Source organism: Kitasatospora sp. NPDC023118 (assembly GCF_055560875.1).
In genome coordinates this window covers 61,776-79,232 of record NZ_JBVHHW010000023.1, presented here as the reverse complement: position 1 = coordinate 79,232, position 17,457 = coordinate 61,776, and the positions used below count along the sequence as shown (strand labels likewise).

13 protein-coding genes are annotated in these 17,457 nt (G+C 71.9%); 10 read left to right on the top strand and 3 right to left on the bottom strand.

Going from position 1 to position 17,457, the window contains the following annotated elements:
- Nucleotides 1-132 precede the first annotated feature (132 nt).
- Complete coding sequence (locus ACZ3UD_RS26920; protein ID WP_465592822.1) at nt 133-2,769, top strand: valine--tRNA ligase; 2,637 nt, start codon at nt 133-135, stop codon at nt 2,767-2,769.
- 299 nt (nt 2,770-3,068) lie between these two features.
- Nucleotides 3,069-3,596 (top strand): hypothetical protein, encoded by a 528-nt coding sequence (locus ACZ3UD_RS26915; protein WP_465592819.1) that lies wholly within the window; start codon nt 3,069-3,071, stop codon nt 3,594-3,596.
- Between the two features lie 167 nt (nt 3,597-3,763).
- Here ACZ3UD_RS26915 and wecB read toward each other — a convergent pair whose 3' ends face one another.
- Complete coding sequence (wecB, locus tag ACZ3UD_RS26910; RefSeq protein ID WP_465592933.1) at nt 3,764-4,915, bottom strand: non-hydrolyzing UDP-N-acetylglucosamine 2-epimerase; 1,152 nt, start codon at nt 4,913-4,915, stop codon at nt 3,764-3,766.
- Nucleotides 4,916-4,998: 83 nt separating this feature from the next.
- A complete protein-coding gene (locus ACZ3UD_RS26905) occupies nt 4,999-6,432 on the bottom strand; it encodes a glycosyltransferase family 2 protein (RefSeq protein ID WP_465592816.1) in 1,434 nt (477 codons plus the stop codon).
- A 220-nt stretch (nt 6,433-6,652) separates the two neighbouring features.
- Here ACZ3UD_RS26905 and folC point away from each other — a divergent pair, with 220 nt between their 5' ends.
- From folC to rodA, 8 genes are all read left to right on the top strand, one after another.
- A complete protein-coding gene (gene folC / locus ACZ3UD_RS26900; RefSeq protein WP_465592813.1) occupies nt 6,653-8,044 on the top strand; it encodes a bifunctional tetrahydrofolate synthase/dihydrofolate synthase in 1,392 nt (463 codons plus the stop codon).
- 1 nt (nt 8,045) lies between these two features.
- Nucleotides 8,046-8,399, top strand: coding sequence for a DUF4233 domain-containing protein (locus ACZ3UD_RS26895; protein ID WP_465592810.1), 354 nt, complete (start codon nt 8,046-8,048; stop codon nt 8,397-8,399).
- 131 nt (nt 8,400-8,530) lie between these two features.
- Nucleotides 8,531-8,944: a nucleoside-diphosphate kinase gene (gene ndk / locus ACZ3UD_RS26890; protein WP_380613723.1), complete on the top strand. Its 414-nt coding sequence runs from the start codon at nt 8,531-8,533 to the stop codon at nt 8,942-8,944.
- Between the two features lie 366 nt (nt 8,945-9,310).
- Nucleotides 9,311-10,336: a rod shape-determining protein gene (locus ACZ3UD_RS26885; RefSeq protein ID WP_355669593.1), complete on the top strand. Its 1,026-nt coding sequence runs from the start codon at nt 9,311-9,313 to the stop codon at nt 10,334-10,336.
- A gap of 97 nt (nt 10,337-10,433) precedes the next feature.
- Nucleotides 10,434-11,387 (top strand): rod shape-determining protein MreC, encoded by a 954-nt coding sequence (gene mreC, locus ACZ3UD_RS26880; protein ID WP_465592807.1) that lies wholly within the window; start codon nt 10,434-10,436, stop codon nt 11,385-11,387.
- Between the two features lie 3 nt (nt 11,388-11,390).
- Nucleotides 11,391-12,032 carry a rod shape-determining protein MreD gene (mreD, locus tag ACZ3UD_RS26875; RefSeq protein ID WP_465592804.1) on the top strand — a complete coding sequence of 214 codons (642 nt, stop codon included), beginning with the start codon at nt 11,391-11,393 and terminating at the stop codon, nt 12,030-12,032.
- Between the two features lie 57 nt (nt 12,033-12,089).
- Complete coding sequence (gene mrdA, locus ACZ3UD_RS26870; protein WP_465592801.1) at nt 12,090-14,462, top strand: penicillin-binding protein 2; 2,373 nt, start codon at nt 12,090-12,092, stop codon at nt 14,460-14,462.
- Nucleotides 14,459-15,658 (top strand): rod shape-determining protein RodA, encoded by a 1,200-nt coding sequence (gene rodA / locus ACZ3UD_RS26865; RefSeq protein ID WP_465592798.1) that lies wholly within the window; start codon nt 14,459-14,461, stop codon nt 15,656-15,658. Before mrdA ends, rodA begins: the two co-directional genes overlap by 4 nt.
- An 80-nt stretch (nt 15,659-15,738) precedes the next feature.
- On the opposite strand, the gene ACZ3UD_RS26860 is transcribed toward rodA, so the two are convergent.
- Complete coding sequence (locus ACZ3UD_RS26860) at nt 15,739-17,040, bottom strand: M14 family zinc carboxypeptidase (protein WP_465592795.1); 1,302 nt, start codon at nt 17,038-17,040, stop codon at nt 15,739-15,741.
- Nucleotides 17,041-17,457 lie beyond the last annotated feature (417 nt).

Below are 17,457 nucleotides of genomic sequence, written 5' to 3'. Positions count from 1 at the left end.
ACGCCCGGACACCCGGACAAGTGCCCGGGCACGCTACCGCACGGTGCCCGTTACGGGAGTGTTCGGGCGGGGCGAGTCCACGGAACGAAAGCGGTTCGTAACCAGCGCCCGGGGTTACGTAAACTGTGCGTCGTGACCGACACGACGAACCAGCGCCCCGTGAGCACCACCGGGGACGATGCGGCAACCCTCCCGACGACCTACACCCCCGCGGACGTAGAGGGCGAGCTGTACGAGCGCTGGGTAGAGCGTGGTTACTTCACCGCGGACGCGAAGAGCGACAAGCCCCCGTTCACCGTCGTCATCCCCCCGCCGAACGTCACCGGCAGCCTGCACCTGGGCCACGCCTTCGAGCACACGCTGATCGACGCGCTGGTCCGCCGCAAGCGGATGCAGGGCTACGAGGCGCTGTGGCAGCCCGGCATGGACCACGCCGGCATCGCCACCCAGAACGTGGTCGAGCGCGAGCTCGCCAAGGAGGGCAAGTCCCGCCACGACCTGGGCCGCGAGGCCTTCGTCGAGCGCGTCTGGAAGTGGAAGGCGGAGTCCGGCGGCCAGATCTCCGGCCAGATGCGCCGCCTCGGCGACGGCGTGGACTGGTCCCGTGAGCGGTTCACCATGGACGAGGGCCTGTCCCAGGCCGTCCAGACCATCTTCAAGAAGCTCTTCGACGACGAGCTGATCTACCGTGCCGAGCGCATCATCAACTGGTGCCCGCGCTGCCTGACCGCCATCTCGGACATCGAGGTGGAGTACCAGGACGACGACGGCGAGCTGGTCTCGATCCGCTACGGCGAGGGCGAGAACTCGATCGTCGTGGCCACCACCCGCGCCGAGACGATGCTGGGTGACACCGCGGTCGCCGTCCACCCGGAGGACGAGCGCTACAAGCACCTGATCGGCACCGAGATCGAGCTGCCGCTGACCGGCCGCCGCATCCCGATCGTCGCCGACACCCACGTCGACCCGGAGTTCGGCACCGGCGCCGTCAAGGTGACGCCCGCGCACGACCCGAACGACTTCGAGATCGGCCAGCGGCACGGCCTGCCCAACATCGCCGTGATGGACGAGCACGCCGTCATCACCGCGCACGGCCCCTTCCTCGGCCTGGACCGCCTGGAGGCCCGCTCGGCGATCGTCGCCGCGCTGCGCGCCGAGGGCCGGATCGTCGCCGAGAAGCGCCCGTACGTCCACTCGGTGGGCCACTGCTCGCGCTGCAAGACCACCATCGAGCCGCGGCTGTCCATGCAGTGGTGGGTCAAGGTCGGCCCGCTCGCCCAGGCCGCCGGTGACGCGGTCCGCGACGGCAAGGTCAAGATCCACCCGCAGGAGATGGAGAAGCGGTACTTCGACTGGGTCGACAACCTGCACGACTGGTGCATCTCGCGCCAGCTGTGGTGGGGTCACCGCATCCCGGTCTGGTACGGCCCGAACGGCGAGATCGTCTGCGTCGGCCCCGACGAGCAGCCGCCCACCGGCGAGGGCTGGCACCAGGACACCGACGTCCTGGACACCTGGTTCTCCTCCGGCCTGTGGCCGTTCTCCACGCTCGGCTGGCCGGAGCAGACCGAGAGCCTCGCGAAGTTCTACCCGAACTCCGTCCTGGTCACCGGTTACGACATCCTGTTCTTCTGGGTCGCCCGGATGATGATGTTCGGCCTCTACGCGATGGACGGCACCCCGCCGTTCCACACCATCGCGCTGCACGGCATGGTCCGTGACCAGAACGGCAAGAAGATGTCGAAGTCCTTCGGCAACGTGGTCAACCCGCTGGACTGGATGGACAAGTACGGCTCCGACGCGCTGCGCTTCACGCTGGCGCGCGGTGCCAACCCCGGCGTCGACGTGCCGATCGGCGAGGACTGGGTCCAGGCGGCCCGCAACTTCGCCAACAAGATCTGGAACGCCACCCGCTTCGCGCTGATGAACGGTGCCACCGTCGAGGGCCCGCTGCCCGCGCCGGAGGAGCTGACCGCGACCGACCGCTGGATCCTGTCGCGTCTGGGCAGCACCGTCGCCGAGGTGGACGCACTGTACGAGGACTACCAGTTCTCCAAGCTCTCCGAGGCGCTGTACCACTTCGCCTGGGACGAGGTCTTCGACTGGTACGTCGAGCTTTCCAAGACCACCCTGGCCAAGGGCGGCCCGCAGGCCGACGCCGCGCGCCGAGTGCTCGGCGAGGTCCTGGACGTCACGCTGCGGCTGCTGCACCCGATCGTGCCCTTCGTCACCGAGACGCTGTGGACCACGCTCACCGGTGCCGAGTCGGTGGTCATCGCCGACTGGCCGAAGGACAGCGGCTACCGCGACACCGCGGCCGAGGCCGAGATCGCCACGTTGCAGCAGGTGGTCACCGAGGTCCGCCGGTTCCGCACGGACCAGGGCCTCAAGCCGGGCCAGCGCGTCCCGGCGCGGCTGGAGCTGGACGGCACCGCGCTGGCCGCCCACGAGGACGCGATCCGCTCGCTGCTGCGGCTGACCGCCCCCGAGGAGGGCTTCGCGGCCACCGCCTCGCTGCCGGTCGCCGGTGCCACCGTCTCGCTGGACCTCTCCGGCACCATCGACGTCGCGGCGGAGCGCAAGCGCCTCGCCAAGGACCTCGCGGCCGCCGAGAAGGAGAAGGCCCAGACCGCCGCCAAGCTCGGCAACGAGGCCTTCCTGGCCAAGGCGCCGGACGAGGTGGTCGCCAAGATCCGGGGCCGCCAGGAGGCCGCCGAGGCCGACATCGCCCGGATCACCGCCCAGCTCGCGGCGCTGCCGCAGGGCTGAGCCTGATCGCCCTTCGAGGGGCCGCACTCCGCGACACGCGGGGTGCGGCCCCTCGGGCGTTTTCCGGGCGCGCTTCACCGGACGCGGTTTTCGCTACGCCCAATAGAGCAGCAACATTGCTCTCTTCCGGCGAATATTCATCCTGGACCGGGTGAGGTCCTATTCCGAGCGAATTGATTCCGGTCTTGCCCGCGCGCGTTCGCGGAAGTTTGCAGGTCGGATGTGTACGGTGTGCACGGAGTTTCCGAAGGGCGTTTCTGCTGAACGTTCCTAGTGAACGGCGGACGGGAGGGCATGGCGTGGTGGTGACCGAGGAGTTGGCCGAGGAACTGCCTGCCGCGGCGGTCGAGGAGGCCAAGGCCAGGGCGGCGACGCTGCTGCTCGCCTTCCGGCACGGGAACCAGCTCGCGTTCGACCACGAGCTGGACCTGCTGTTCGAGGAGAACGTCGAGCGGGAGGTGACCACGCTGCTCACCTGGATCGCCGCCGAGGCCGTCCGCAAGGCGTACGCCCCCGAGGTCGGCGACCGGGTGCTGCGGTCGATGGCCCGGCGGGCCCCGGAGGACACCGCGGCGGTCCAGATGGACGAGGAGACCGCGACCGCGGCCCAGCTGATCGAGGCGGTCGCGGCCGGCGAGGTGGCCGAGGTCCGCGGACTGGTCGCCGCGACGGCGGACACCACGTTCCTGCTCGGCGGCCTGCTGCAGGGCGTCGCGATGATGCTGCCGCTGCTGCCCGAGGGCGAACTGGCCGAGATCACGGCCGAGTTGCGCCGTCGCTACGGCGGCGCTCCGCACGTCCCGGAGGCCCGGGCCGCCGGGGCCTGACCCCCGACGGGCCCGGGCCCTTCGCCCCGAGCCGAAGGGCCCGCCGACGGCGCCGACGGCCGGATTGCCCGCCCTGGCGGCCCGGTTGGTCGATCAGCTCAAGTCCCTTTCGGCAAAGGAGACTTGACTCACAAGGTGGAGTAGGCCGATCCGGTCGTCAAGAGGCCCTACGCGGCCAGCGGCAGTGCCGGGGCCTCGCTGCGCCCGGCCGACCCGGTGGCCAGCCCGGCGGTCAGCGCGGCGATCCGGGCCGAGGCGAGGCCGTCGCCGTACGGGCTCGGGGTGGTGGCCAGCCGGGTCAGCCGCTCGGGGGTGTCGGACAGCCAGGCGCGGGCCAGCTCGCCCAGCTCCTCGCCGGGCCGCACCAGCGCGGCGAAGCCGGCCGTCACCGCCTCCGGGCGCTCGGTGGAGCGGCGCACCACCAGCAGCGGTCGGCCGAGCACGGTGCACTCCTCCTGCACGCCGCCGGAGTCGGAGACCAGCAGCGCGGCGTGGCTCGCCAGGCCCAGGAAGTCGCCGTAGCCGATCGGCCCGGTGACGGCCAGGTGCTCCAGCAGGCCGTCCAGCCCGAAGCGTTCGACGGCGGCCCGGGTCCGCGGGTGCATCGGGAACAGCACCGGGGTGCCGGCCCGGGCGATCCGATCCAGCTCGGCGAGCACGGCGCCGAGCGCCTCGGCGGTGTCGGTGTTCTCCGGGCGGTGCACGGTGGCCAGCACGTACGCGTCCGGGCGAAGCCCGTGGGCGGCGAGCAGCGCGGCGCGGGCGGCCTCGTCCGGCAGCTGGCGGCGGACCACCTCGACCACGGTGTTGCCGGTGAGCTCGATCCGGTCCCGGTCGAGCGACTCGGCGCGCAGGTTGGCGACGTTGTCCTCGGTGGCGGCGCAGAGCAGGTCGGAGACGTGGTCGACCATCACCCGGTTGTGCTCCTCGGGCATCGCCCGGTCGTAGCTGCGCAGCCCGGCCTCCACGTGCACCAGCGGGATCTCCCGGGCGTTGGCGGCCAGCGCCCCGGCGAGGGTGGCGTTGGTGTCGCCCTGGACGACCACGGCGGCGGGGCGGTCCTCGGCGAAGGCGGCGTCCAGCTGGCCGAGGGACCGGGCGATCTGGCCGGCCCGGGGGCGGCCGCCGACGCCGGTGAGCAGCTCGGGCCGGGGCAGGTCGAGGTCGCGCAGGAACCGGCCGGACATCGCCTCGTCCCAGTGCTGGCCGGTGTGCACCAGCCGGGTGGCGTCGCCGAGCTCGTGGATCAGCGGGGCGAGCTTGACCAGCTCGGGGCGGGTGCCGAGGACGACGGCGACGCTGGACGGGGGCAGGCACATGCTCATGGGGAGGACTCCGGTGACCGGCGGGGGCGGAAGGCGTGGGGGAGGAGGCGCGGGGGAGGAGGCGCGGGGGTGGGGCGTCAGGATTCGAGCGCCGTGGGGGCGCCGACGGCGACCTTCTCGGCGTTGCGCCGGGTCTTGGCCCAGCCGTTGCGGCCGAGCAGCATCCGTACGGCGGCACGTAGGGCGACCACGAAGAGGTGGTAGGCGTAGAGCCAGACCAGGACGCCCCAGAGCAGCCCGGTGAGCCGGCTGCGGTCGGTGTGGACGTGCTTGCGGTAGGCGAGGCCCCAGAACACCATCGGCAGGGTGGCGAGCGCGAAGGCGAGCAGCATCCACGGGCCGAACCGGAGCTGGAACTCGGCGGTCTCGGCGGGGAAGAGCACCAGCCCGGCGGCGGTGATCCCGAGCGAGAGCGGGAAGAGCAGCACCAGCAGCACGCAGACCACGGGCTGCAGGAAGGTGTACATCACCTCGGCCTTGCCGGACCAGGTGTAGTGCGGGGAGCGCAGCACCCGGCCGGTGTAGCGCAGGCACTGTATGTTGCCCTGGGCCCAGCGGGTGCGCTGGGTGAGGAAGCGGCGCAGTGAGACCAGGGCCTCCTGGGAGACCTGGGCCTCGGTGATGTGGGTGAGCCGCCAGCCGGCCAGCCGCAGGTCGAGGCCGGACTCGTAGTCCTCCAGCAGGGCGCGCTCGGGCCAGGGGCGGCCGGCCCGGCCCTCCTCGGCGGTGAGCGAGTCCAGGGCGGTGAGCCGGACGAACTGGCCGTTGCCGCCGAGGCCGACGCTGCCGGTGCGGCGGCGCAGCAGCTGCATGCCCGCATTGTTGGCCTGGAACTCGACGTCCTGCATCCGGACCAGGGCGCGGGCGAAGGCGTTGGCGGCTCGGCCGCGACCGGGCAGCGGTCGTTCGTCGTCGGCGTTGCGCATCCGCACGCCGATCTGGACGGCGCCGGTGTCGGGTCGGCCGAGCGCCTTGGAGTTGCAGACCTGTCCGAGGGTGCCCGGGTCGAGCCGGCCGTCGGCGTCGACCACGCCGATCACCACCCGGGAGCGGTCGGTGGACTCGGGCAGCCAGGCGGAGATCTCGCGGTAGGCGGCGTTGAGGGCGGCGCCCTTGCCGATCCGGGCGTGCGGGCGGCGGCGCTGGACCAGGTGGATGCGCGGGTCGCGGGCCGCGGCGGCGAGCACGAGGTCGCGGGTGGCGTCCTCGCTGTCGTCGTCGATCACCCACAGGTGGGCGTCGGGCGCGCCGGCCCGCAGGCCCTCCAGGGTCTGGGTGACCACGGCCTCCTCGTCGCGACAGGGGATGACCAGGTGCCACTGGAAGGCGGACGGGTCGCCGGGCTCGGCGGGCCTGTTGTGCTTGAAGGCGTGGCGGGAGCCGGCCCAGTACACGAGGAAGCGGCCGAAGACGAAGGCCATGTAGCCGACGAGTGCCAGGGAGATCAGTCCGGCGACCCAGACGATCTCCTCCTGGCGGAGCACGATCCAGTCGTGCAGGGCATCGAGCATGGCGCGGTACTCCTCATGATCAAAGGCTGTCAGCTCCTGTGGGTTGCGAATCGATGCTTCATTGCCGCTCAAACTCGCTAAAATAATAGTAAAGGGGGTAAATCGGAGGCATGGGCAAAGTCAGGGCAAAGCGGCCGTTCTCACCCCGGCCGCCGCCCCCGCCCCCGCCCCCGCTCTCACCCTGTGAGGACGGACCGCCGCCGCTCCGTAGACTGTGGTCGTGAGCGACAAGGCCGACCCGAACCCGTACACCCTCCGCCCCGCCGACGGCGGCACCGGCGACGCCCTGCGCGACGTCGAGCTGGAGCTGTCCAAGCGCTGGCCGGAGAACAAGCTGGAGCCCTCGCTCGACCGGATCGAGGCGCTGATGGACATCCTGGGCCAGCCCCAGCGGTCCTTCCCCTCCATCCACATCACCGGGACCAACGGCAAGACCTCCACCGCCCGGATGATCGAGCAGCTGCTCAACACCTTCGAGCTGCGCACCGGCCGCTACACCAGCCCGCACGTGGAGACCGTCACCGAGCGGATCAGCCTGGACGGCGCCCCGATCAGCCCCGAGCGGTTCGTCGAGGTCTACCGCGACATCGAGCCCTACGTGCAGATGGTCGACGCGGCGCAGCCGGTGCCGATGTCCTTCTTCGAGGTGCTGACCGGCATGGCCTACGCCGCCTTCGCCGACGCCCCGGTGGACGTCGCGGTGGTCGAGGTCGGCATGGGCGGCTCCTGGGACGCCACCAACGTCATCGACGCCGCCGTCGCCGTGATCACCCCGATCGGGCTGGACCACACCGACAAGCTCGGCGAGACCACCGGCGAGATCGCGGTCGAGAAGTCCGGGATCATCAAGTCCGGCGCCGTCGCCGTGGTCGCCCAGCAGCAGCTGGACGCCGCCCAGACCATCCTGCGCCGGGCCGTCGAGGTGGACGCCACGGTCGCCCGCGAGGGCATGGAGTTCGGCGTGATCCGCCGTGAACTCGCCGTCGGCGGCCAGCTGGTGACGCTGCGCGGGCTCGGCGGCGAGGAGTACGAGGACGTCTTCATCCCGTTGCACGGCGAGTACCAGGCGCACAACGCGGCGCTGGCGCTGGCCGCGGTCGAGGCCTTCTTCGGCGTCGGCGGCGCCCGCGGCGGGCAGCTGGACGTGGACAAGATCCGCCAGGCCTTCTCCGGTGTCTCCTCGCCGGGCCGCCTGGAGGTCGTCCGCCGCAGCCCCACGATCATCCTCGACGCCGCGCACAACCCGCACGGCGCCCAGGCCACCGTCGCCGCGATCTCCGAGTCCTTCGGCTTCACCCGCCTGGTCGGCGTGATCGGCACCTCCGGGGACAAGGACGTGGCCGGCGTGCTGGAGGCCTTCGAGCCGATCCTGGCCGAGGTCGTCATCACCCAGAACTCCACCCACCGCGCGATGGACGTGGACGCGCTCGCGGCCCTGGCCGTCGAGGTCTTCGGCGAGGACCGCGTCCAGGTCGAGCCCCGGCTCGACGACGCCATCGCCGCCGCCGTCACCCTGGCCGAGGAGGAGGGCGACCTCGGCGGCGCCGGGGTGTTGGTCACCGGTTCGGTCATCACGGTGGGCGAGGCCCGCCTGCTGCTCGGGAGGAAGTGACATGAGGACGCTCTGCTCCTCGACCCTGATCGGCGAGGCGCTGCTGATCATGTTCGCGGCGCTGGTCGCGATGCAGCTCTCCAGCGTCTCGACGGCCACGGTGTGGATCGTCAGCGGGATCGCGATGGCGCTGTGCGTCGCGCTCTGCGGCATGATCAACCGCCCTGGCGCGGTGCAGATCGGCTGGGTGCTGCAGGCCGGCCTGATCGCCAGCGGCTTCATCCTGCCGACCATGTTCGGCCTCGGCGTGGTCTTCGCCGGCCTGTGGTGGTGCTCGGTGCACTACGGCCGCAAGGTGGACGAGTTCAAGGCCGCCCGCGCGGCCGCCGAGGCCGGGGCGGCCGTACAGGCCTGAGCCGGCGGCCGTACCGGGCCGGGGCCGGGACCGGCGGACCGACACGCCGTGTACGCAAGGTAACCTCTGCCCTGTCGGCTCCCGCCTCGCGACCCGACTGTCTGCCGAACCGAATCCCCAGGAGACGCACCGTGTCCCAGCGCACTCTCGTCCTGCTCAAGCCCGACGCCGTCCGCCGCGGCCTGGCCGGCGAGATCATCAGCCGCATCGAGCGCAAGGCCGGCTGGCAGCTCGCCGCCATGGAGCTGCGCACCTTCGACCGGGCGACGCTGGAGCAGCACTACGAGGAGCACGTCGGCCGCCCGTTCTACGAGCCGCTGCTGGAGTTCATGACCTCCGGCCCGTCGATCGCGATGATCGTCGAGGGCGAGGAGGTCGTGAAGGGCATCCGCATGCTGGCCGGTGCCACCAACCCGCTGGAGGCCGGAGCCGGCACCATCCGCGGCGACTACGCGACCATCACCCGCGAGAACCTGATCCACGCCTCCGACTCCCCGGAGTCCGCCGAGCGCGAGATCAAGATCTTCTTCCCGGCGCACGCCTGATCCGAGCCGGGCGGCCCGCCCGGGAGGGCCGGACGATCCGCCCCGGCGGGCAGCGCGTCACGGCCCGCAGGACCTCGGGACTGCCCCGGTCGGGACCATTGGCCCGGCCGGGGCATTCTTATCGTGAAATAGGGAACTGGGGATGCCGACACGGCGTCCCAATGCTCGGAGAAGCGATCACGCTCCGGACAATGGACGGTGTGCCCCCACGTCGATGTCCGTTCCGCGCGGCGTGACTACGATGGACGCGACTCAAGGGCCCGGTAAGGCAGCTCAGCTGGTCTCCGCCCAAGCGTGGGCGCTGCATCCGTCCACACCCCATGAACTCCGAGCCCGGGAAGGCACCCACACCCCATGGCGAGCAACCTGTCGTTCATCGGCCGCGACTTGGCGATCGACCTCGGAACTGCCAACACGCTGGTGTACGTCAGGGGCAAGGGGATCGTCCTCAACGAGCCGTCCGTCGTCGCGGTCAACACCAACACCGGCGGCATCCTCGCGGTCGGCGTCGAGGCCAAGAAGATGATCGGCCGCACGCCCGGCAACATCGTCGCCATCCGCCCGCTCAAGGACGGCGTGATCGCCGACTTCGAGATCACCGAGCGGATGCTCCGCTACTTCATCCTCAAGATCCACCGCCGCCGCTACCTCGCCCGCCCGCGCGTCGTGGTCTGCGTGCCCTCCGGCATCACCGGCGTCGAGCGCCGCGCCGTCATCGAGGCCTCCTCGCAGGCCGGCGCACGCCAGGTGCACATCATCGAGGAGCCGATGGCCGCCGCGATCGGAGCCGGCCTGCCCGTCCACGAGGCCACCGGCAACATGGTCGTCGACATCGGCGGCGGTACCACCGAGGTCGCCGTGATCTCCCTCGGCGGCATCGTCACCGCCCAGTCCATCCGGGTGGCCGGCGACGAGCTGGACAACGCGATCGTCCAGCACATCAAGAAGGAGTACTCGCTCCTCCTCGGCGAGCGCAGCGCCGAGCAGATCAAGATGAGCATCGGCAGCGCCTTCGGCCTGGAGGGCGAGAAGGACGAGCACGCCGAGATCCGCGGCCGCGACCTGGTCAGCGGCCTGCCCAAGACCGTGGTCATCTCCGCCGCCGAGGTCCGCGAGGCCATCGACGAACCGGTCAACTCGATCATCGACGCGGTCAAGACCACCCTCGACCAGTGCCCGCCCGAGCTGGCCGGCGACGTCATGGACCGCGGCATCGTGCTCACCGGCGGAGGCGCCCTGCTGCGCGGCCTGGACGAGCGGCTGCGCCGCGAGACCGGCATGCCGATCCACATCGCCGAGAACCCGCTCGACTCCGTCGCGCTCGGCTCCGGCAAGTGCGTCGAGGAGTTCGAGGCGCTCCAGCAGGTACTGGACGCCCAGCCGCGCCGTTAGCACCACGACGAGACATCCGACACTCAACTGAACGGGCCGCCGCCCGGGCCCCACAGCCCCGGGCGGCCGCCAGGTACGAAGGGGCAGTACCAGCACCGTGAGGGACACACGAGAGAGCCGGCTGCTGCTCATCCTGCTGGTGGCCGTCGCCTTCGCGCTCATCACCGTGGACATCAAGGGCGGTGCGGACTCCCCGCTCGGCCCGGCCCGGCACGCGGCCGCCAGCGTCCTCGGCCCGGTCGAGCGCGGCGCCGCCACCATCGTCGACCCGGTGGCCAACACCGTCCGCGCCTTCCGCGACGCCGCCACCCACAACGGCCGCACCGACCAGCTCGCCCGCGAGAACACCGAACTGCGGCAGAAGCTCGCCTCCTCCGACATGGCGAGCGGTCGTACCAAGCAACTGGACGACCTGCTGCGCACCGCCGGCGCCGGCGGATACACCGTCAAGGCCGCCCAGGTCATCGCGATCGGCCCGGCTCAGGGCTTCTCCTGGACCATCACCATCGACGCCGGCAGCGACGACGGCCTCACCCGCGACATGACGGTGATCAACGGTCAGGGCCTGGTCGGCCGGATCACCACCGTCGCCCGGACCACCGCCACCGTGCTGCTCGCCTCCGACCCCGGCTTCTCGGCCGGCACCCGGCTGGAGGGCAGCGGCGAGATCGGCTTCGCCTCCGGCGGCGGCGACAGCCCGATGAAGGTCTCCCTGCTCAACGGCAAGGCGCAGGTCAAGACCGGTGACCGGCTGGTCACCTTCGGCTCGCAGAGCGGCCGCCCCTTCGTGCCCGGTGTCCCGGTCGGCAAGGTCACCGAGGTCCAGGCCAACGCCGGCCAGCTGACCAAGACCGTCCTGGTCGAGCCCTTCGTCCAGTTCACCCGGCTGGACCTGGTCGGCGTGGTGGTCGTGCCGCCGCGCACCGACCCGCGCGACGCCGTCCTGCCGCCGGCCCCCACCCCCGGGCAGAGCCAGGCCCCGACCGCGCCCGCCCAGCCGCAGCCCACCGCGCCCGCCACCCCGCCCGCCAAGCCCAATGGGGGGAACTGAGCCATGCGCCTCGCCCGCATCCCCGTCTCCGCCGTACTGATCCTCCTCGGCCTGATCCTCCAGGTCAGCGTGTTCGGCCGGCTCCAGCTCCCGGGTGCCACCCCGGACATACTGCTGCTCGTCGTGGTCGGCCTGGCCATGGTCTACGGGCCGAGGGGCGGCTGCCTGGTCGGCTTCGCGGCCGGCCTGCTCGCCGACCTCGCGCCACCCTCCGACCACGCCATCGGCCGCTACGCCCTGGTGCTCTGTCTGATGGGCTACGTCGCCGGGCTGCTGCGCCCCGAGCACGGCCGCCAGCGTTCGGTCTCCAGCGCGTTGCTGGTGGTCGGCGCCGCCTCGATCACCTCCACCTTGCTGTACGCGATCGTCGGCGCCCTGGTCGGCGACACCGCCGCCCGGCACGTCGGACTCGGCGGCCTGGTGATCAGCGCCCTGCTGTACGACCTGCTGCTGGCCCCGTTCGTGGTGCCGTTGGTGATACTGCTCGGCCGCCGCTTCGGCCGCGACCCGGTGGCCGCCGCCAGCGGCGACGACGAGGGCGGACCGGGCCTCGGCACGCTGGCCCGCTACCGCACCACGCGTGAGGTCTCGACCGGCCCGAAGTACAAGAAGCGGCGCGCGCCCGGCTTCGTCCGGCGCCCGTAACCGGCCCGTCCAGGCCCCCGAACTCCCGACTTTCCCGCACCCTGGAGCGCACGAGACGTGAGCAACATCCCCGAGACCGGCCGAACCCGGCGGGTGACGATCCGTCTGGTGGTGCTGCAGATCCTGGTGCTGTCGCTGCTCGCCACCCTCGGCGGACGGCTGTGGTACCTGCAGATCCGCAACGCCAAGGAGTACACCGCCAAGGCGACCGGCAACCACATCCGCGAGGTGGTCGAGCCGGCCGTCCGCGGCGAGATCCTGGACGCCTCCGGGCGGATCCTGGCCGGCAACGAGGCCCGGCTGGTGGTGTCCGTCAGCCGTACCTCGCTGATGCAGCAGAAGGACGGCGGCAAGGCGGTGCTGGGCCGCCTCGCCGAGGTGCTCGGCATGCCGGCCAAGGACGTGCAGGAGAAGGTCCGGCTCTGCGACGCCAAGACCCCGCAGCCCTGCTGGAACGGATCGCCGTACCAGCCGATCCCGGTCACCAAGGAGGCGACCACCCAGCAGGCGATGCAGATAATGGAGCGCCGCGAGGACTTCCCCGGGATCACCGCGCAGCCCACCTCCGTGCGCCGCTACACCGGCGCCGAGGGCGCCAACCTGGCCCAGGTGCTCGGCTACCTCTCGCCGGTCACCGACGACGAGGTCAGCAAGACCGCCGACAAGAGCGGCCTGGACCGCTACCTGCCGGCCGACCAGATCGGCCGGGCCGGCCTGGAGTCGGTGTACGACCGCGACCTGCGCGGCACCGCCGGCATCACCAAGCTGGCGGTGGACAACCTCGGCCGGGTGATCGGCACCGCCGGCACCGTCGCCCCGCAGACCGGCAACAACCTGGTCACCAGCATCGACGCCCGGGTGCAGAAGGTGGTCGAGGACAACCTGGCGCAGGCCATGGCCGACGCCCGGAACACCTTCGACAAAGTCACCAACCGCAACTACGAGGCCGACTCCGGCGCCGCCGTCGTGATGGACGTGCACACCGGGCGGATCATCGCGATGGCGAGCGCCCCGACCTACGACCCCAACCTCTGGGTGGGCGGCATCAGCGGCAAGGACTACCAGTCGCTGACCAGCAAGGACTCCAACTTCCCGCTGCTGAACCGGGCCATACAGGGTCAGTCCGCCCCCGGCTCGACCTTCAAGGTCGTCTCCACCACCGCCGCCGTGGAGGCCGGCTACTCGCTGGACGGGACCTACTCGTGCCCGAAGGCCATGACCATCGGCGGCCGCGAGTTCAAGAACTTCGAGAGCGAGAGCTTCGGGTCCATCTCCCTGGAGAGGGCGCTGGAGGTCTCCTGCGACACCGTCTTCTACGGCCTGGCGTACGACCAGTGGATGAAGGACGGCGGCATCAAGCCGAAGAAGGACCCGGGTGACTGGTTCTTCAAGGCCGCCCACCAGTTCGGCCTCGGCGCCAAGACCGGCATCGACCTGCCGGCCGAGGTCCCCGGCCGGGTGCCGGACCGGCAGTGGAAGCAGTCCTTCTACGACAACAACAAGGACGCTTGGTGCGCGCAGGCGCAGAAGGGCGGCAACAGCTTCTCCGACCAGATCGCCCGGGAGAACTGCGTCGACGGCTACCAGATGCGCGCCGGTGACGCCGTCAACTACGCGATCGGCCAGGGCGACACGCTCGTCACCCCGGTCCAGATGGCCCGCATCTACTCGGCGCTGGCCAACGGCGGGACCTTCTACCGGCCGACCATCGCCAAGGCGGTGATAAGCCCGAGCGGGGACCTCGTCCGCGAGATCGCCCCGCACGAGGACGCCAAGTTCCCCGGCGACCAGAAGCTGCTCAGCTACATCAACCAGGCCACCGCGGGCGTCATCACCAGCGGTACCGCCGCCTGGAAGTTCAACGGCTGGCCGCAGGACAAGATCGCGCTGCACGCCAAGACCGGCACCGCCGAGGTCGAGGGCAAGCAGACCACGTCGTGGCTGGACACGTACAGCAAGGACTACGCGATCGTCATGACGATCAGCCAGGGCGGCACCGGCTCCGGCGGTTCCGGTGACGCCATCCGCCGGATCTACCAGGCGCTGTACGGCGTGGACGACAAGGGCAACATCGACAGCGGCAAGGCGCTGCTGCCGACGCCGCAGAGCGAGCTGCCGAAGTTCAACCCGGACGGCACCGCGATCATCAAGCCGGCCTCGTACACGGTCGACCCGGCGCCGGGCGCGGTCGCCCCGGCCCCGGTGCCGCCGGCCGCCGGCTCGGCGCAGTCCGTACAGCCCGTTCAGGCCGCGCAGCCCGTTCAGGCCGTACATTCCGTACAGCCCGTTCAGTTCACCCAGTTCGCCCAGGCGGACGCGGCTCCCGCGACGGCCTGGCTCGATCCGGCGCCGCCGTCCGACAGCCCCGTGTCGTACACCGTGGCCGATGCCGCGCTCGAACCGAACCGCGCGGGAAGGGGACGGGCATGACCTCCTACGGTTCGTACCGGCAGCTGCGCTTGAGCCCGCAGCGCACCGGGGTCTCCAAGGCCCTGGCCAAGGACTCGCCGCTGTGGCGGCTGGACTGGATACTGCTGCTGGCCGCGCTGGCCCTCTCGCTCGGCAGCTCGCTGCTGGTCTGGTCGGCCACCCGTGGTCGCGACAACCTCACCCACGGGGACCCGCAGTACTTCCTCTACCGGCACCTGACCAACTTCGTGGTCGGCCTGGTGCTGTGCGCCGTGGTGATAGCGATAGGAGCCCGGCGCGTCCGCACCCTGGTGCCGTTCGTCTACGTCGCCGTGATCCTGCTGCTGCTGGCGACGCTCAGCCCGATCGGCTCGACCGTCAACGGCGCGCACTCGTGGATCCAGCTCGGCGGCGGCTTCTCGATCCAGCCCGCCGAGTTCGCGAAGCTCGGGATCGTGCTGTCGATGGCGGTCGTGCTGTCGGACCAAGTGGACGCGGGGGAGCGGGAGTTCCCCTCGCACCGCGCGGTGTTCCGCAGTCTGATCTGGGCCTGCCTGCCGATGGGCCTGGTGCTGCTGATGCCGGACGCCGGGTCGACCATGGTGATGTCCGCGATCGTGCTCGGCATCCTGCTCGGTTCCGGCGCGGCCAACCGCTGGGTGCTCGGCATCCTCGCGGCCGGCGTCGGCGGCAGCATCGCGATCTGGAAGCTCGGACTGCTGAGCCAGTACCAGATCGACCGCTTCGCCGCCTTCGCCAACCCGCAGCTCGACCCGAACGGCGTCGGCTACAACACCGCGCAGGCCCGGATCGCGATCGGCTCGGGCGGACTGACCGGCAAGGGGCTGTTCCACGGGACGCAGACCGTCGGGCAGTTCGTGCCCGAGCAGCAGACCGACTTCGTGTTCACCGTCGCCGGTGAGGAGCTGGGCTTCGTCGGCGCGCTCGCGATAATCGGACTGGTCGGCGTGATCCTGTGGCGCGCCTGCCGGATCGCCCGCCAGGCGACCGACCTGTACGGGACGATCGTGGCGGCCGGGATCATCGCCTGGTTCTCCTTCCAGGCCTTCGAGAACATCGGGATGTGCCTGGGCATCATGCCGGTCGCGGGCATCCCGCTGCCCTTCGTCTCCTACGGCGGCTCCTCGATGTTCGCGGTCTGGATCGGGGTCGGGCTGCTCCAGGCGGTGCGCAGCCAGCGGCCGATAGCGGCCTGAGCCCGCTTGCTGTCGGGGCCGGTCCGGGTTCGTCCCGGACCGGCTCGTTTTTCTTGCGGTGGAAGTGAGTTGACGAATCGTCAGGCCGGGTGGAGCAGGCAGTCGGCGGCGGTGAGCACCGCCCGGGTCTGGTGGGCCAGCTGCTCCTGCACCGGGACCCAGCGGGCGCCGAAGCGATGGCGCAGCCGGTCCAGGCTGTCGGCGGTCACGGCGTGGGCGCGCTCCCGGGCGGCCTCGGCGGCCGGGCCGCGGGCGTCCGCGAGCAGGCGCAGCAGGATCGAGGCGACCCGCAGCGGCAGCCGGGCGGCCACCAGTCCGGCGGTGGTCGCCCGGGAGGCGCTCAGTGGGCGCGTGCACCACAGCTCCAGCCACTCGTCGGCGACCCGCGGGGCGACCGCCAGGTTGAACTCGGCGGTGCGCACCAGCGCGCCGTGCGCCTCCCGGGCCTGCGCCGGGACCCGGGCGAGCAGCGTGCCGAGCTCCGCGGCGCGTGCGGTCAGCTCGCGGGCAGCCTCGCCGACGGCCTGCGGCCCGGCCGGGTGCGGGCGGGCGTCGCCGACCGCGTCCACCGCCCACATCGGGACCTCCAGGACGGCAGTGACCGCGCCGTACCGGGCCGCGTAGGACCAGGTGGACAGCTCGGGCTCGTCTGGCAGTGCCCGCGAGGTGCCCTCGCTGCCGGGCCTCGGCATCAGGTAGGTGCCGGGGGCGGGGCTGGCCCAGCCGATGGCGTCGTAGGAGTCCACGTCGAGCGGGAGGCCAGCCCGGTCGGCGGAGCGGGCGAAGCGCTCGGACAGGCCCGGCACCGGGCCGGTCAGCTGGACGAAGGCGCCGCCGAAGTCCACCCCGTGCAGCGAGCACTGCAGGAACGGGCGCAGCTCGTCGATCAGCCCGGTCAGCGCCAGGCTCTCCGGCATCGGCGGGCGGCCGGAGCCGGGCGCGGGCAGCAGTTCGGGCTGCTCCTCGAAGGCGGGCCGGAAGAAGTGCTCGTAGTGGCGGCCCATGGTCAGCGGGCCGTCCAGCCAGCCGGCGTTCAGCGCGGCACCGTCCGGGTCCAGACAGAGCAGCAGGTGCCAGGACAGGCCGGGCCGGGCGGGGCGCTCCAGCAGCACCTCGGCGAGCCGGACCGCGGCGGCGGTGCCGATCGGCTCGTTGGGGTGCGGCCCGCCCACCACCAGGACGGCGCGCGGGCCGCGGTCGACCGAGAGCAGCAGCAGCGGGCGCCCGGCCCGGGAACGGCCGACCTCACGCAGCCGGCAGCGGTCCGGGCGGCGCAGGGCGAGCCGTCGGGCCGCGGATTCGGCCTGGGCCTGCGTGGGGTAGCGGGCCGGCCCGGTGTCGAGGATCCGCAGGGGCCGGACCCGCCGACCGGTATCGGTCATGGTTCTCCTTGCGACCGGTCGTACGGCCGCCGGGGCGCGGGCGTGCCGCGCCCGCCGGGCACGGCCTGCGGGCCGGGGACGGGCTCTGCGGGGCCGGGGGAGGGGGCCTCGCGGGGGACGGGGAGGTCGTGCTGGGCGAGACGGGCCGCCGGGGGAGTCGGCGTTGGCCGAGCGTACGACCCGATTCCCCTCTCCGGAAGGGTGCAGGGCCCTGTCAGTACCGCACGGGCCTTCCGGGCGTGTCAACGGCGGACGGCCCGTGCGGCGGGCGCGCACCGTGCGTGCCGGGGCGGGTACGGGTGGGTGCGGGCGGGGCGGATCGCGCCGGAGCGCACCGGGGGTCGGCCGGGTCCGGTTCGGGCGGGGTCGGCCGGGGTCCGGTGCGGGACGGGGCGGCCGGGTCCGGTTCCGGCGGGG

Excerpts from the sequence above, each read along its gene's own strand:
- ACZ3UD_RS26895 (WP_465592810.1), top strand. The coding sequence starts at position 8,046 with ATGAGGACGCTCTGCTCCTCGACCCTGATCGGCGAGGCGCTGCTGATC.
- wecB (WP_465592933.1), bottom strand. The coding sequence starts at position 4,915 with ATGTGCCTGCCCCCGTCCAGCGTCGCCGTCGTCCTCGGCACCCGCCCC.
- rodA (WP_465592798.1), top strand. The coding sequence starts at position 14,459 with ATGACCTCCTACGGTTCGTACCGGCAGCTGCGCTTGAGCCCGCAGCGC.
- ACZ3UD_RS26860 (WP_465592795.1), bottom strand. The coding sequence starts at position 17,040 with ATGACCGATACCGGTCGGCGGGTCCGGCCCCTGCGGATCCTCGACACC.
- ACZ3UD_RS26905 (WP_465592816.1), bottom strand. The coding sequence starts at position 6,432 with ATGCTCGATGCCCTGCACGACTGGATCGTGCTCCGCCAGGAGGAGATC.
- mreD (WP_465592804.1), top strand. The coding sequence starts at position 11,391 with ATGCGCCTCGCCCGCATCCCCGTCTCCGCCGTACTGATCCTCCTCGGC.